Below are 15,365 nucleotides of genomic sequence, written 5' to 3' on the forward strand. Positions count from 1 at the left end.
GACGTTCTTGTTACCGCGTGCGAATTCTTGTTACAGCTGGCTACTCGCCTGTCTCAATCGGACGGCTCGGATCGCCGATCCATCCACTCCATGATCCCTTGAACAACTTCGCGCCCTTCAGGCCCGCGTGCTCCATTGCCAGCAGCAGGTGGCAGGCAGTGACTCCCGAGCCGCACATCACCGCGACGTCGCTGGCCGGGCGACCGGCAAGAATGGCCGACAGTTCGCCGGCCAGCTCATCGGACGATCGGAAGCGACCATCGCGCATGCTCAGTGCGTAAGGCCGGTTGCGTGCGCCGGGCACGTGGCCGGCGACGCGGTCGATCGGTTCGATGTCGCCGCGGAAGCGCTCATGCGCCCTCGCATCGATCAACAGTCCGCCTTCGTCGAGGTGCGCCTGCACTGCGCCGGCATCGAGCAGGCGGGACTCATCGAACGTGCCGGCGTAATGAGTCGGCGTCGGCTGCGGCACGTCGGAGTCGACGGGCAACCCTTGCGCCTGCCATTGCTCCCAGCCACCGTCGAGCACGGCAACACGCTCGTGGCCAAGCATCCGCAACAGGAACCACATGCGTGCAGCCGCAAGCGCACCGTCACCGGCGTCGTAGGCCACGACCTGGGTCTGCGGCGTGATGCCCCAGCGACCGAGTGCGGCGAGGAAGTCATCGAGTTGCGGCCAGGGGTGACGGCCGGCATCGATCTGCATGGCCGGCGCAGTGCCCGGCGGCGCGGAAAGGTCGCGTTCGAGATGCGCATAGCGCGCGCCAGGAATGTGTGCCTCGCGGTACGCCGCTTCGGCGGTAGCGGGATCGCCCAGCCTGGAGCGAGCATCGATCACGACCAGGTCACTGCGTCCAAGCGCGGACGCCAGCTCCGCGGCGGAAATCAACGTGCCCCAGGATTGCGTCGTGCTCATGCGATGGCCTCCAGTCGTTGCCGCAGGTTGAACAGCATCGACGCGGTCGCGCCCCAGATGCGTTGCGCGGGATAGCGGTACTCCAGCACTTCGCGCGGGCGACCGCGGAAGTCGAGCGTATGCGTGGCCAGGTTGGCCGGATCGAGCAGGAACGACAGCGGCACCTCGAACACGTCGGCGACTTCGTTCGGATCGGGACGGGCGACGTAGTCGTCGTCGAGCAGCGCCACGACCGGCTGCACGCGGTAGCCGGTGATGGTGGCCAGCGGATCGAGGTAACCCAGCGGCGCGATCTGCGCCGGCGCCAGGCCGATCTCCTCGCAGGTCTCGCGCAAGGCGGTGGCGACGGCATCGGCGTCGTCGAGTTCGACGCGGCCACCGGGAAAGCTGACCTGCCCGGCATGCTGGCGCAGGGCATCGGTGCGACGTGTGAGCAGCACCTGCGTACCGCCGCTGCGGGGGATCAGTCCGACCAGTACCGCCGCCGCAACAGACACCGTTCCGTCCGGAACCAGGTCGTGCAGCTCGGCGAGATTCCAGCCGGGCCCTTGCGGTGGCGACGGCAACGGGTGCAGCGCGGCCATCAGGCCGGGACAGTCAGGCAGAACCGGTCCGGCGGGCAGCGGCTTCACCCTCGTCTGTGCTCCCGTTCGGGCAAGGTGGTTTCCATCATGCGCAAGCGCTCGTCATCGTTCATTTGCGGCCAGCGCGCGATCTCGGCACTGGTGCGATGGCAGCCGCTGCACAGGCCTTCATCGTCGAGTGCGCAGACGCCGATGCACGGACTGAGCACGGCGCGGAAAAGAGTATTCATCAGCTGACAACCGTAAGGCGGGAGTGCGCGGGTTTCAACCGTTGGATGGTTGTCGGGACCCATAAAGACATTGAGCCGGCACGAGGCCGGCTCAATGGGTGTTGCTGTCGTCACGATCCGGATCGTCAGGATCCAGATGGATCCCGGCTTTCGCCGGGATGACGAATTGGCAGAGCCGTGGCCGCTATGCGGTCGCGGGCCAATTCGTCACTTCACGCTGACCAGCTTCACTTCGAACTGGACGGCGACGTTCGGCGGGAACGGGGTGCGCGGGTCGGCGCCGTACGCCTTGTCCGGCGGCAGGGTGACTTCCCACTTCGAACCGGCCGGCATCTGCAGCAGTGCTTCGCGCATTGCCGCCATCTCGATCTCGCTGACCTTGATCGCCGGGATCGCCTGCGCCGGACGCGGCTGCTGCGGACGCTCGCCCCATGCGTAGGGACCTGCGACTTCCAGCTGCACCGTGTTGGCCTGGGTCGGCTTGGCGCCGGTACCGGTCTCGATGACGCGGTACTGCACGCCGCTCGGAAGCGACTTCACGCCGGCCTTGGCCTTGTTGGCGGCGATGAAGCCGTCGCTCTTGGTCTTGTTGGTGGCGGCGGCCTTGTCCCACTCGGCCTTGGCCTTGGCCTGCTGGCGCTGCTGCATGTTCTGCACGGCGGTGCGCAGCTGGTCGACCGGGACGGCCGGCTGCTTCTTGCCGTAGCCGTCCTGCAGGCCCTTGATGATGGTGTTCACATCAACCTGCTCGCCGCTCTCCACGGAGTTGCGACCAAGGTCATAGCCGAGGGCATAGCTGAGCTTGCCTTTCTCGGTCGAAGTGTCCTGCGCGACGGCGTTGCCGGCGGTCAGTGCCAGGGCCGCAACGGCGGCAGCAATCAAACGCAACTTCATTCGGTGGAATCTCCGTGGTGGATCGAGGGGCGGGTTGGCCGCACCGTCTGTGTAAAGCCTGATGTGTGAAGCCCGCACCGGTCGAATCGGCCCGGATGGACGCGCTAGGATAACGGCGCCAAGGCTTAATCGCCACTGAGGCCGTCCTGCTCTGACAGCGCTCCTGGCCGGGAGTTCCGCAGAAGTATTCGACGGCCCCGAACCGACCCCAGAAACTTTCCCAGTGACCCTCCGACATGTCTGAAACGCCCGTCCTGACTGCCGATCGCGGCGCCGTGCGCCTGATTACCGTGAACCGCCCCGACAAGCTGAATGCGCTCAACGCACAGACCCTGGATGCCCTGCTGGCCGCCTTCGAGGCCGCCGAGGCCGCGCCGGAGGTCCGCTGCGTGGTCCTGACCGGGGCCGGATCCAAGGCTTTCGTGGCCGGCGCCGATATCTCCCAGATGAACACCCTGACGCCGGTGCAGGGTCGCGACTTCTCCCTGCGCGGGCAAAAGCTGATGCGCCGCATCGAAAAGATGCCCAAGCCGGTGATCGGCATGATCAACGGCTTCGCCCTGGGCGGGGGTCTGGAGCTGGCCATGTCCTGCCACCTGCGCATCGCCGCAGACAATGCCAAGGTGGGCCAGCCGGAGGTCAACCTCGGGCTGATCCCGGGATTCGGCGGCACGCAGCGCCTGCTGCGCCTGGCCGGTCGCGCCGCGACGCTGGAGCTTTGCCTCGCCGGCGCGCCGATCGATGCCGCGCGTGCGCGCGAACTGGGCATCGTCAATCGCGTGGTCGCTGCTGCCGAGCTGGAAACGGAGACGATGAAGCTCGCCGACCAGCTTGCCGCATCCGCGCCGCTGGCGCTGCGTGGCGTGCTTGACTGCGTCAACGTCGGCGGCGAATGCGGCATCGAGGAAGGCCTCGAGTACGAGACCGCGCAGTTCGGCCTGATGTTCTCCACCGACGACATGCGCGAAGGCACTGCCGCTTTCCTGGAGCGGCGCAAGCCGAGCTTCAGCGGTCAGTGATGGCAACCGGCAGCAACCACGCCTGCGTTTGCGGTTGCCGCGAGGGCGCAGGCGCAGCGGTGCACGCGATTGCCGCGGCGCTCGCCCAGGATGATCTCGATCGCGCGATCACGCTTGGCCTGGTTGCGGGCGATGCGGCACCGTCGTGTACCAGTTGCAGCGACGATTGCCGCGCGCGCCTGCAAGCGGCGCGCACGGAACGCATGCAGGCACTGGCCGCACGCGATCGCTACCGCACGCGCAACGCACGCCTTGAGCGACGCGCACGCGAGCGCGCCGAACATCGCGCCGCGGCGATGCCCGTCGCTGCAAGTGTCGCCACCGATGCACCGGCACCCGTTGCAACCGCCCTCCCCTCGGCCGCCGCCGCCGCACTGGCGCGCGCACGCGCCAAGGCCGCCGCGCGCCACAAGCCCTGATCGGACACCATCCGCCGCATGCCAGCCGCCAAAGCGAAAAAAGCTGCTCCGACGCGAGCCCGTCGCAGCAGCCGCCTCAGTGCCGCGGAAATCGAAACGATGTTCGCCCGCCTCAAGGTGCTCAATCCCAGCCCGAAGACCGAACTGGAATACACCACGCCCTACGAGCTGCTGGTGGCCGTGACACTGTCGGCGCAGGCGACCGATGTCGGCGTCAACAAGGCCACGCGCAAGCTGTTCCCGGTGGCGAACACCCCGCAGGCCATCGGCGCCCTCGGGGTCGAGGGTCTCAAGCCGTACATCGCCACCATCGGCCTGTTCAACACAAAGGCCGCCAACGTGGTGGCCATGGCCCGGCAGTTGCTGGAGCACCACGGCGGCGAAGTCCCGCGCGACCGCGCCGCCCTCGAAGCCCTGCCCGGGGTCGGCCGCAAGACCGCCAACGTGGTGATGAACACCGCCTTCGGCGAACCGACGATGGCCGTGGACACCCACATCTTCCGCGTCGCCAACCGCACCGGCCTGGCGCCGGGCAAGACCGTGCGCGCGGTCGAGGACGGCCTGCTCAAGGTGATACCTCCGCAGTACCTGCACGACGCCCACCACTGGCTGATCCTCCACGGTCGCTACGTCTGCAAGGCGCGCAAGCCCGATTGCCCGCACTGCGTGCTGCGCGATCTGTGTCGTTTCAAAGAAAAGACAGCCGGCGAACCCGACCGTCTGTCGGAATGACGGCCAGGCCGATCCAGGGCTGATCGCTGCCATGGCTGCCGGCTGGCGGCGGTAATGCCAGCGTCATCCCGACGAAATAAGTCAGGGCTGTCATATTTACGCAACTTTCACACCCTAGCCTGCGCAGCGTCTTCCAACGCCCCAAGGGCTACGTCCATGAAACTGTCTCGCAGCACCCTTTCCGTCGCGCTGCTCGCCGTTCTAGCCGCTCCTGCCGCCCACGCCGAAATCGCATTCGACGTCATCGGTGGTTCCGAGATCTCGTTCGAAGGCCTGGTCCAGGCCGACTACAACTATTTCGACAACGACTTCGCCAACCTCAACGGCGACGCCCCGGACGGCAAGGACAGCGACAACGAACTGCGTCGCGCCGAGCTGGTGCTGAAGGGCAAGGGCCCGGGCAACATCGACTGGGTCGTCGGTTACGACGCCAAGGCCGACAAGTGGCTGGACGTCAACGCCAAGTACAAGCTCGGCGGCGACGCCAACCACTGGTTCCAGGCCGGTCAGTTCAAGCAGCCCAACAGCCTTGAAGAACTGTCGTCGACCAAGAACAACGACTTCATCTCCAAGTCGCTGGTCACCAACACCTTCGGCATCGCCCGTCGCCTCGGCGCCGCCTACCACTACGGCACCAACGACTGGGGCATCACCGCCAGCTACTTCACCCGCGAGCTGACCGAGCATCCGGCTCCGACGCCGCACGGCCCGGGCTTCGGCTTCCGCGGCAACTGGGCGCCGATCAACGAGAAGGGCAACATCCTGCACTTCGGCCTGTCGTACATCGACTACGACACCTTCACCGACACGGTCCGCATCCGCGCCCGTCCGGACGCCGACCTGGCCGGCCAGCGCATCGTCGACACCGGCAACATGACCAATGCCGACCGCCAGTCGACCCTCGGTGCCGAGGCGATGTGGGTCACCGGTCCGTTCAAGCTGCAGGGCGAGTACATGCAGTCGACGGTCGACCGTTACAACAACGGCAACCCGCGCCAGTCGAAGGACTACGACGCCAACAGCTGGTACGTCAGCGGCCTGTGGAACATCACCGGCGAGACCTGGGGCTACAAGGACGGCGTGCCGACCACCCCGCTGCCCGACAGCCCGGCTTCGGGCATGTGGCAGGCCGGCCTGCGCTTCGACACGATCGACCTGGATGACGGCCGCGCCATCGCCGGCGCCACCCCGACCGCAGCGTCGGTGGTCGACGGCGTGCTCGGCGGCCAGATGGACACCTGGACCGTCGGCGTGAACTGGTACTGGCGTTCGAACTTCAAGTTCATGCTGAACTACGTGATGGTCGACAGCTCGCGCTACTTCGTCCGCACCCCGGCCGCTCCGTACGCCGACATCCCGGCCAACAACAACGTGCTGGTCAACCGCAAGGTCGACGACAACCCGAACATCCTCGAAGCCCGCGTCCAGCTGTACTGGTAAGGCTGCATCGGGGGCCTGGCCTTGTCGGGCCCCGACTTCCCGCATCTCTTTCCTCCCCCTCGGGCGCGGCTCAGCCGCGCCCATTTTTTTGGGGAACGTCATCCCGGCGTACGCCGGGATCCACGCCGGCAGCCTGCAAGGCATTGCGCGCTCTGTTTCACGTGTCACTCCGGTGTCACATAGCCGTCCCGGCACTGTCATCGAACCGTTATCAAATGCGCCCCATACGGGTCAGGCCCCTGGTCGAACCCGCTCGTCGTCACTCCAGGAGACCACAGTGTTCAAATCCATCCAGTTCCGCCTCGCCGCTCTTGCGCTGGCGACGGCGTTCGTAGCCAACGCTCAGGCCGCCGATGTCACCGGCGCCGGTGCGTCGTTCGTGTATCCCGTGATGTCGAAGTGGTCGGCCGACTACAACAAGGCAGCCGGCAAGAAGGTCAACTACCAGTCGATCGGTTCCGGCGGCGGCATCGCCCAGATCAAGGCCGCGACGGTCGACTTCGGTTCGTCCGACGCTCCGCTCAAGCCCGAAGAACTGGCCCAGCACGGCCTGGCGCAGTTCCCGTCGGTGATCGGCGGCGTGGTGCCGGTGGTCAACGTGCCGGGCGTCGCCTCGGGCGCGCTCAAGCTCGACGGCGATACGCTCGCCAACATCTTCCTGGGCAAGGTCAAGATGTGGAACGACCCGGCGATCGTCGCCCTCAACGGTGGCGTGCAGCTGCCGGCGAAGAAGATCACCGTCGTCCACCGTTCGGACGGTTCGGGCACCACCTTCAACTTCGTCAACTTCCTGTCCAAGGTCAGCCCGGAATGGAAGAGCGGCGTGGGTGAAGGCACCGCGGTCAAGTGGCCGGTCGGCATCGGCGGCAAGGGCAACGAGGGCGTGGCCGCCTACGTCAAGCAGATCGTCGGTGGCATCGGCTACGTCGAGCTGTCCTACGCGCTGCAGAACAAGATGGCCTACACCCGCATGAAGAACGCCTCCGGCAACTTCGTGCTGCCGTCGGACGAGACCTTCCAGGCCGCCGCTGCCAGCGCCGACTGGGCCAATGCCAAGGACTTCTACCTGGTCATGACCAATGCCCCGGGCGCGAACTCCTGGCCGATCACCGCCACCAACTTCATCCTGATGTACAAGCAGCCCAAGAACGCCGCCGGCGCCAAGAACGCCAAGGAATTCTTCCGCTGGGTCTACACCAATGGCGATACCCAGGCCAAGGCGCTCGACTATGTGCCGCTGCCGGACGCGCTGGTGCAGCAGATCGAGAAGTACTGGTCGGCGAACATGAACTACTGAGCCTTCCGGCTCGGGCAACACCCAAGAGCGGGCCTTCGGGCCCGCTTTTTCGTTCCGGGAGGCGTCCCGGGCTTGGCTACAGAAATGTGACCGTTCCATGTCATCGGGGTGTAACAAAAAGATCATCAAATGGCGCAGCCCGGGGCGAGAGCCTTGGAATCCCGATTCATATCTCCCTCCCCACACGGAGTTGCGCATGAACACGACGACGGCCCGCGTTGCCGCCCTCGCCTTCGCCATTGTCCTGGCCACGACCGCCTGCAAGCCGTCGGGCGAGGCACAGGCACCTGCTGGCGATGCCGGCACGCCGACCGCAGCTCCCGCTGGCGACAAGGTCGCCGTACAGATCACTGGCGCCGGCGCGACGTTCATCTACCCGCTGATCTCGAAGTGGTCGGACGACTACAACAAGGCCACCGGCGCCAAGGTCAATTACCAGTCGATCGGCTCCGGCGGCGGCATCGCCCAGATCAAGGCCGGTACCGTCGACTTCGGTTCCTCCGACAAGCCGCTGACGACCGAAGACCTGGCCGCGGCCGGTCTGGGCCAGTTCCCCTCCGCCATCGGCGGCGTGGTGCCGGTGGTCAACATCGAAGGCATGGAGCCGGGCAAGCTGCGCCTGACCGGCACGCTGCTGGCCAACATCTTCCAGGGCAAGGTCACCACCTGGAACGACCCGGCGGTCGCCGCGGTCAACCCGGGCCTCGCCCTGCCCTCGACCAAGATCAACATCGTCCACCGCTCCGACGGTTCGGGCACCACCTTCAACTTCACCAACTACCTGTCCAAGGTCAGCCCGACCTGGAAGAGCGGCATTGGCGAGGGCACCACGGTGAAGTGGCCCGGTGGCGTCGGCGGCAAGGGCAACGAAGGCGTCGCTTCGTACGTGCAGCAGATCAAGGGCTCGGTCGGCTATGTCGAGCTGGCCTACGCCGTGCAGAACAAGATGACCTACACCTCGCTGCAGAACGCCGCCGGCAACTGGGTGCAGCCCAATGCCGCCAGCTTCCAGGCAGCAGCCGAGGGCGCCGACTGGGCCAACGCCAAGGACTTCAACCTGGTGATCACCAACGCCAGCGGCGCGCAGGCCTGGCCGATCACCGCGACCAACTTCATCCTGATGTACAAGCAGCCCAAGGACGCCAAGCGCAGCGCCGACACGCTCGCCTTCTTCAAGTGGGCCTTCGAGAACGGCCAGGCGCAGGCGCAGTCGCTGGACTACGTGCCGCTGCCGCCGGCGCTGGTGCAGCAGGTGGAAGCGTACTGGGCCGCTGAGTTCAAGTGACGGATTGACCCATGTCCGCCACCACCATCCCCGCGGCAGTGCCTGGTTCGCGCGATCACCACGACGCGCGCAACGACAAGCTGTTCCGCTACATCCTGACCGGCACGGTGGTCTTCGTGCTGATCGCCCTGGCCGGCGCCGCGCTGTCGATGCTGTGGGGCGGTCGCCACGTGCTGGCCGCGTCGGGACTGGATTTCTTCATCACCACCGAATGGAATCCGGTCGAGGACAAGTACGGTGCGCTGGTGCCGATCTACGGCACCATCGTCACCGCCATCATCGCCATGCTGATCGCGGTACCGGTCAGCTTCGGCATAGCCTTCTTCCTCACCGAGGTCGCGCCGCGCTGGGCGCGCGGGCCGATCGGCACCGCCATCGAGCTGCTCGCCGGCATCCCGTCGATCATTTACGGCATGTGGGGCCTGTTCGTGCTGGTGCCGGTAATGACCGAGTACGTCACGCCCTGGCTCAACGACAACCTCGGCACCTGGCCGGTTATCGGCCAGTTCTTCCAGGGCCCGCCGCTGGGCATCGGCATGCTCACCGCCGGCATCGTGCTGGCGATCATGGTCATTCCGTTCATCTCTTCGGTGATGCGCGAGGTCTTCCTGACCGTGCCGACGCGACTCAAGGAATCGGCTTACGCGCTGGGCTCGACCAGGTGGGAAGTGAGCTGGGACATCGTCCTGCCGTATACCCGCTCGGCGGTGATCGGCGGCGTGTTCCTCGGCCTGGGCCGCGCACTCGGCGAGACCATGGCCGTCGCCTTCGTCATCGGCAACAGCGTCAACTTCTCGACCTCGCTGCTCGAGCCGGGCACCACCATCGCCGCGCTGATCGCCAACGACTTCGGTGAAGCCACCGAAACGTATCGCTCCGCGCTGCTGCTGCTTGGCTTCGTCCTGTTCATCGTCACCTTCGTCGTGCTGGCCATTGCCCGCCTGATGCTGATGCAGCTGTCGCGCAAGGAAGGCAACTAATGGCCATGACCGCCACCACCGCCAAGTCCCTGAAGGCCACCGACCACCGCGTCGCCGATGGCCTGTACCGCAGGCGTCGCATCGTCAACGCCGTTTCCATCGTGCTGGCCTGCGCGGCCGCCCTGTTCGGCCTGTTCTTCCTCGGCTGGATCCTGTGGACGCTGGTCGCCAAGGGCATCGGCGGCGTCAACCTGGCGTTGTTCACCCAGAGCACGCCGCCGCCGATGCAGGAAGGCGGCCTGATGAATGCCTTCTTCGGCAGCGCGGTGATGTGCGCGATCGCGATCCTGATCGGCACGCCGCTCGGCATTGCCGCCGGCACGTGGCTGGCCGAATACGGCAACGCGCGCAAGATCGGCACCTTGGTCCGCTTCGTCAACGACATCCTGCTGTCGGCGCCCTCCATCGTGCTGGGCCTGTTCGTCTACACGCTGGTGGTGATGCAGTCCGGCGGCAACTTCTCGGCGCTCGCCGGTGCGATCTCGCTGGCCTTCATCGTGCTGCCGGTGGTGGTGCGCACCACCGACGAGATGCTGCGGCTGGTGCCGGCGCAGATGCGCGAAGCCGCCCTCTCGCTGGGCGTGCCGCAGTGGAAGGTGATCGTGCAGGTGCTGTACCGCAGCGCCTCGGCCGGCATCGTCACCGGCGTGCTGCTGGCACTGGCACGCATTTCCGGTGAGACCGCGCCGCTTCTGTTCACCGCCTTCGGCAACCAGTACTGGAGCAGCAACGTCCTCCAGCCGATGGCGAGCGTGCCGGTGGTGATGAACCAGTTCGCCGGCAGTCCTTACGAGTCGTGGCAGGTGCTGGCGTGGGCCGGCGCGCTGGTCCTCACGGTGTTCGTCCTCCTAATCAGCCTGGTGGCCCGCGCCATCGTGCTTCGAAACAAGATCAGCCATGACTGACCTCACGCCCTCCCGAATCGCCCGGACTCCGGCCATGAACGACTCCCGCCTTACGGTCGCCACGCCTGAGCGCGCCAGCGCCGCGGCGGCACCGGTGAAGCTCGCCGCGCGCGGACTGAACTTCTACTACGACAAGTTCCATGCGCTGAAGGAAATCAACCTGGAGATTCCGGAAAAGCGTGTCACCGCGCTAATCGGGCCTTCGGGCTGCGGCAAGTCGACGCTGCTGCGCATCTTCAACCGCATCTACGCGTTGTACCCGAAGCTGGAAGCCAGGGGCGAAGTGCTGCTCGACGGCGACAACATCCTCGACCCGCGCTACCCGATGAACCGGCTGCGCAGCAAGGTCGGCATGGTGTTCCAGAAGCCGGTGCCGTTCCCGATGACGATCTTCGAGAACGTCGCCTACGGCATCCGCCACCACGAGAAGCTGTCCAAGGCCGACATGAACGACCGCGTCGAGCACGCCCTGCGCCAGGGCGCGCTGTGGGACGAGGTCAAGGACAAGCTCGGCCAGAGCGCACTTGGCCTGTCGGGTGGCCAGCAGCAGCGCCTGTGCATCGCCCGCGCCGTGGCCCTGCGCCCGGACGTGCTGCTGCTCGACGAGCCGACCTCGGCACTGGACCCGATCTCCACCAGCCGCATCGAGCAGCTGGTCGAGGAGCTCAAGAAGGACTACACGATCGCGATCGTGACCCACAACATGCAGCAGGCCGCGCGCGTGTCGGACTTCACCGCCTTCATGTACCTGGGCGACCTGATCGAACACGGCAACACCGAAACGATCTTCTCCAACCCGAGCAAGCAGCAGACCGAGGATTACATCACCGGTCGCTTCGGTTGATGCATTCGATCAGGACAACTACATGAGCACCCAAATGCACGATCACATCGTCAAGAGCTACGACGAAGAGCAGCGCCGGCTGCTCAATGAAACCCTGCGCATGGGCGAGATGGCCGCCTCGCAACTCGAGGCCGCACTCGACGTCGTGCAGCGTCGCGACGACAAGGCCGCCGAACGCATCATCGCCAACGACGAAGCCATCGACGCGATGGAGCAGGAAATCAGCCACGACGTGATGAAGCTCGCGCTTCGCGGCCCGATGGCGCGCGACCTGCGCGAGATCCTGTCGGCGATCCGGATCGCGGCGGACATCGAGCGCATCGGCGACTATGCCGCCAACGTCGCCAAGCGCTCCACCGCACTGAACCTGTCGCCGCCGTTGCCGCACATCAGCGGCCTGCACGCGATCGGCACGCTGGCGGTACAGCAGCTGCGCGACGTACTGGCCGCCTACCGCGACAACAACATCGAGCTGGCCCAGCGCGTGCGCGCCCGCGATGCCGAGATCGACATCGCCTACACCGCCCTGTTCCGTGAGCTGCTGACCTACATGATGGAAGACGCGCGCAGCATCACCGCCTGCACGCATCTGCTGTTCATGGCCAAGAACATCGAGCGCATCGGCGACCACGCCACCAACATCGCCGAGAACGTCTGGTTCCTGGTCAGGGGCGAGGAACTGCTGCCGCCGCGCGAGAAGCGCGACGACAGCAGCACCACCGGCGCGGTCTGACCCACCAACCCCGGTAGGAGCGAGCTTGCTCGCGACAGGGCCCGCAACGGTCATCGCGAGCAAGCTCGCTCCTACAGCCGTTTTTGCAAACCGTTGGATTCGCGGTCGTGAACTCTCCGGCCGCCCGAACGCGAAGAACCCGTCCTCGAACGGAAAGTCGCCGGCCAGGACGCTGGCTACCATGCTCCCTCGCCCCCGATACGGGGCCGGCGAGCAATCGCCCCGACCGAGCGGCGGAACTGAACGGACTCTAAATAACCGCGCGATTTGATGTCCCGCGCCGAATCATTCCGCCCTCTCCCCAACTCATGGCTTATGCGCCGACCGCTACCCGGCCCCAAGCTCTGGCAGGAGAACCCCGCGGCATGAAGCAACTTATGGCCAATGGCGATCTGCAAGCAGCGCACATGGGCGATTGCCTCGCACTGGAGCGGGTGCTGTGCCGTTCGCGCCAGGACCTGCGCCGCTACGCCGAATTCCACTGCGTCGTGAACGACGTCGAGGACGCCGTACAGGAAAGCCTGATAACGGTTTCACGCAAGCTCTGCGACCTGCGCACGCTCGAATGCTTCACCTCGTGGGTGTTCCGCATCGTCAAGCGCGAGTGCAACCGGCTCAAGCGCGGCCGCCGCTGGCTCAGCGGCGAGGAAATCACCGACGAGATCATGCCCGTGGTCACGCCGGAACCGGCCGAATGGCGCCACGATGTCGCCGCCGCGCTGGAATCGCTGCCCGCCCACTACAGGGAAGTGGTACTACTGCGGGACCTGGAGGGATTGACGATTGCTGAAATCGCCGACCACCTCACGCTAACAAGCGAAGCGGTCAAATCACGACTGCATCGCGCGCGGGCACTGGCACGCGAGTACCTCAGCCAGTGAATCGTTTTGCCTTACCGGTGCCTCTTATCAGCAAGCCCGGCTAGCGACGAGTTCGACCCGGACTGTTATCCAAGGCGGATCCTCCGCCACCACCCCGCAGGAGAGAACACATGTCGAAGCAAACCAACAAGCCCATCGCCCTCGCCCTCGGCGCCATTGTCGGCGGACTTGCCCTGTCGGGCTCGGCGTTCGCAATGAGCGACCTGGCCTCTGGCTACATGCTTGGCACCGGCGCAGCCGCGTCCGACAACAAGGCTGCCGAAGGCAGCTGCGGCGTCGAGAAGATGGACACCGACAAGGACGGCAAGGTTTCCAAGGCCGAGTTCGGCGCCGCCCACAAGGGCGATACCAGCAAGTTCGCCGCCCACGACACCAACAAGGACGGCTTCATCAGCGCAGACGAAGCCAAGGCCACCGGCGAAGGCAAGTGCGGCGCCGACAAGGACAAGAAGAAGGCCGGTGAAGGCAAGTGCGGCGAAGGCAAGTGCGGTGGCTCGGCCTGAGCCATGACCGCGGACGGCATCGGCCAGCTTGATACTGGTGCCGCCGGCCTCGGCTTGCGGCGGGCCCTTCTGGGCCCGCTGCAGTCGGCGCCGCAAGGCGACTTCGACTTCCTCGAATGCGCGCCGGAAAACTGGATCGGCGTGGGCGGCAAGTTCGGTGAAGCGCTGCAGGACCTGACGTCCCGCCATCGGCTGGTCTGCCACGGGCTGTCGCTGTCGCTCGGCGGCGTGGCACCGCTCGACGAGACCTTCCTGCACCGCGTCCGCCGTTTCCTCGACCAGCACCGCGTGCCGCTCTACAGCGAACACCTGAGCTACTGCAGCGATGACGGCCACCTCTACGACCTGCTGCCGATTCCTTTCACCGAGGAAGCGGTGCAGCACGTGGCCGCGCGCATCCGCCAGACCCAGGACATCGTCGGCCGCCGCATCGCGGTCGAGAACGTCTCCTACTACGCTCCCGCCCCGGCCGACGACGACCAGGCGGCGCTGAGCGAGATCGACTTCATCAATGCCGTTCTCGTCGAGGCCGATTGCGACCTGCTCCTCGACGTCAACAACATCTACGTCAATTCGATCAACCACGGCTACGACGCCAGCGCATTCCTGGCCGCGCTGCCGCGCGAACGCATCGCCTACATCCACGTCGCCGGCCATTACGACGAAGCCGACGACCTCAAGGTCGACACCCACGGTGCCGCGGTCAAGGACGCGGTCTGGTCGCTGCTCGGCGAGGCGTACCGGCTCCACGGCCTGCGCCCGACGCTGCTCGAGCGCGATTTCAACTTTCCGCCCTATGCCGAACTGGTCGGCGAACTGGCGACCATCCGCAAGGTGATGGACGACGTGTCGCCGCGGCACGCCAGGCGTGCACATGGCTGAGGCACCCGATCGCCTGCGCGCGCAGCAGTTCGCGCTGACCCGGCACCTGCGCGACCCGCAAGCCAGCCCGGCACCCGAAGGCTTCGAGGATCGTCGCCTGGCGATCTATCGCGAACTGCTGTTCAACAACATCGAAGGGCTGTTGTCCGGAAACTTCCCGGTCATCGTCAAGCTGCTCGGCGAGGGCGCCTGGAAGGCGCTGGTGCGCGATTTCTACCGCGACTACCGTTGCCATACGCCACTGTTTCCCGAGATCGCGCGCGAGTTCCTGCGCTACCTGGAGGACCGCGGCGAGAGTGGGCAGGCCAACGACCCGCCGTTCCTGCAGGAACTGGCGCATTACGAATGGGTCGAACTGGCCTTGCAGATCGCCGAAGTCGATGACGACATCGGCGCCGACCCCGGCGGTGATCTGCTCGACGGTGCGCCGGCACTGTCGCCCCTGGCCTGGCCGCTGGCATACGCCTGGCCAGTGCACCGCATCGGCCCGGACTTCCAGCCCGACCGGCCTCCCGCGACGCCCACGCTGCTGCTGCTGCGTCGCGACGACGAGGGCACGGTGCGGTTTTCCGAGCTCAGCCCATTGGCGTTCCGCCTCGTCCAGCGTCTGGGCGAAGCACCGCAGCTCAGTGGGCGCGAACAGCTGCAGGCCCTGGCTGCCGAAGCTGGCAGCAGCGATTCGGCCGGGTTCGTGGAACAGGGCGCCACGTTGCTGGAGCAGATGCGCGAAAGCGGCGTCGTGCTTGGCGTCAGTCGCGCGAATCCTTCTGCCTGATCGGTGCCTCTTGTAAGGACTGACGCCAATGCCGGCGTCGTCCTGC

16 protein-coding genes and 1 pseudogene are annotated in these 15,365 nt (G+C 66.1%); 14 read left to right on the forward strand and 3 right to left on the reverse strand.

The window, feature by feature from the left end; all coding sequences use genetic code 11:
- Positions 1 to 40: 40 nt before the first annotated feature.
- From AC3A3Q_RS08985 to AC3A3Q_RS08995, 3 genes and pseudogenes are all read right to left on the reverse strand, one after another.
- Positions 41 to 916, reverse strand: a complete 876-nt coding sequence (locus tag AC3A3Q_RS08985) for a sulfurtransferase (RefSeq protein WP_487585913.1) — start codon at positions 914 to 916, stop codon at positions 41 to 43.
- Positions 913 to 1,730, reverse strand: a pseudogene (locus AC3A3Q_RS08990) (NUDIX hydrolase). The gene AC3A3Q_RS08985 and the pseudogene AC3A3Q_RS08990 overlap by 4 nt, the downstream one beginning before the upstream one ends.
- A gap of 207 nt (positions 1,731 to 1,937) precedes the next feature.
- Positions 1,938 to 2,624 (reverse strand): FKBP-type peptidyl-prolyl cis-trans isomerase N-terminal domain-containing protein, encoded by a 687-nt coding sequence (locus AC3A3Q_RS08995; RefSeq protein ID WP_487585914.1) that lies wholly within the window; start codon positions 2,622 to 2,624, stop codon positions 1,938 to 1,940.
- A 236-nt stretch (positions 2,625 to 2,860) separates the two neighbouring features.
- Here AC3A3Q_RS08995 and AC3A3Q_RS09000 point away from each other — a divergent pair, with 236 nt between their 5' ends.
- The 14 genes from AC3A3Q_RS09000 (at position 2,861) to AC3A3Q_RS09065 (ending at position 15,319) form a co-directional block, all read left to right on the forward strand.
- The gene (locus AC3A3Q_RS09000; protein WP_487585915.1) at positions 2,861 to 3,643 is read left to right on the forward strand and encodes an enoyl-CoA hydratase/isomerase family protein; all 783 of its coding nucleotides are present in this window, start codon (positions 2,861 to 2,863) and stop codon (positions 3,641 to 3,643) included.
- A 59-nt stretch (positions 3,644 to 3,702) separates the two neighbouring features.
- Positions 3,703 to 4,062 (forward strand): hypothetical protein, encoded by a 360-nt coding sequence (locus AC3A3Q_RS09005; RefSeq protein WP_487585916.1) that lies wholly within the window; start codon positions 3,703 to 3,705, stop codon positions 4,060 to 4,062.
- 18 nt (positions 4,063 to 4,080) lie between these two features.
- On the forward strand, positions 4,081 to 4,794 hold the full coding sequence (nth, locus tag AC3A3Q_RS09010) for an endonuclease III (protein WP_487585917.1): 714 nt from the start codon (positions 4,081 to 4,083) through the stop codon (positions 4,792 to 4,794).
- A 156-nt stretch (positions 4,795 to 4,950) separates the two neighbouring features.
- The gene (locus AC3A3Q_RS09015) at positions 4,951 to 6,234 is read left to right on the forward strand and encodes an OprO/OprP family phosphate-selective porin (protein ID WP_487585918.1); all 1,284 of its coding nucleotides are present in this window, start codon (positions 4,951 to 4,953) and stop codon (positions 6,232 to 6,234) included.
- Between the two features lie 277 nt (positions 6,235 to 6,511).
- Positions 6,512 to 7,531 (forward strand): phosphate ABC transporter substrate-binding protein PstS, encoded by a 1,020-nt coding sequence (pstS, locus tag AC3A3Q_RS09020; protein ID WP_487585919.1) that lies wholly within the window; start codon positions 6,512 to 6,514, stop codon positions 7,529 to 7,531.
- 196 nt (positions 7,532 to 7,727) lie between these two features.
- Positions 7,728 to 8,816, forward strand: a complete 1,089-nt coding sequence (pstS, locus tag AC3A3Q_RS09025; protein WP_487585920.1) for a phosphate ABC transporter substrate-binding protein PstS — start codon at positions 7,728 to 7,730, stop codon at positions 8,814 to 8,816.
- An 11-nt stretch (positions 8,817 to 8,827) separates the two neighbouring features.
- Positions 8,828 to 9,796 (forward strand): phosphate ABC transporter permease subunit PstC, encoded by a 969-nt coding sequence (gene pstC, locus AC3A3Q_RS09030; RefSeq protein ID WP_200605805.1) that lies wholly within the window; start codon positions 8,828 to 8,830, stop codon positions 9,794 to 9,796.
- 5 nt (positions 9,797 to 9,801) lie between these two features.
- Complete coding sequence (pstA, locus tag AC3A3Q_RS09035; protein ID WP_487585982.1) at positions 9,802 to 10,701, forward strand: phosphate ABC transporter permease PstA; 900 nt, start codon at positions 9,802 to 9,804, stop codon at positions 10,699 to 10,701.
- A gap of 34 nt (positions 10,702 to 10,735) precedes the next feature.
- Positions 10,736 to 11,545: a phosphate ABC transporter ATP-binding protein PstB gene (gene pstB, locus AC3A3Q_RS09040; protein ID WP_487585921.1), complete on the forward strand. Its 810-nt coding sequence runs from the start codon at positions 10,736 to 10,738 to the stop codon at positions 11,543 to 11,545.
- A 22-nt stretch (positions 11,546 to 11,567) separates the two neighbouring features.
- Entirely contained in the window at positions 11,568 to 12,278 is a 711-nt protein-coding gene (phoU, locus tag AC3A3Q_RS09045) for a phosphate signaling complex protein PhoU (RefSeq protein WP_200605811.1), read from the forward strand.
- A gap of 365 nt (positions 12,279 to 12,643) precedes the next feature.
- Positions 12,644 to 13,159, forward strand: coding sequence for an RNA polymerase sigma factor (locus AC3A3Q_RS09050; protein ID WP_487585922.1), 516 nt, complete (start codon positions 12,644 to 12,646; stop codon positions 13,157 to 13,159).
- Between the two features lie 110 nt (positions 13,160 to 13,269).
- A complete protein-coding gene (locus AC3A3Q_RS09055) occupies positions 13,270 to 13,662 on the forward strand; it encodes an HvfA family oxazolone/thioamide-modified RiPP metallophore (RefSeq protein ID WP_200605815.1) in 393 nt (130 codons plus the stop codon).
- A gap of 3 nt (positions 13,663 to 13,665) precedes the next feature.
- Complete coding sequence (locus AC3A3Q_RS09060; protein ID WP_487585923.1) at positions 13,666 to 14,544, forward strand: HvfB family MNIO-type RiPP peptide maturase; 879 nt, start codon at positions 13,666 to 13,668, stop codon at positions 14,542 to 14,544.
- A complete protein-coding gene (locus AC3A3Q_RS09065) occupies positions 14,537 to 15,319 on the forward strand; it encodes an HvfC family RiPP maturation protein (RefSeq protein ID WP_487585924.1) in 783 nt (260 codons plus the stop codon). The genes AC3A3Q_RS09060 and AC3A3Q_RS09065 overlap by 8 nt, the downstream gene beginning before the upstream one ends.
- Positions 15,320 to 15,365 lie beyond the last annotated feature (46 nt).

It is taken from the genome of Lysobacter sp. Soil_C_59 (assembly GCF_057656415.1).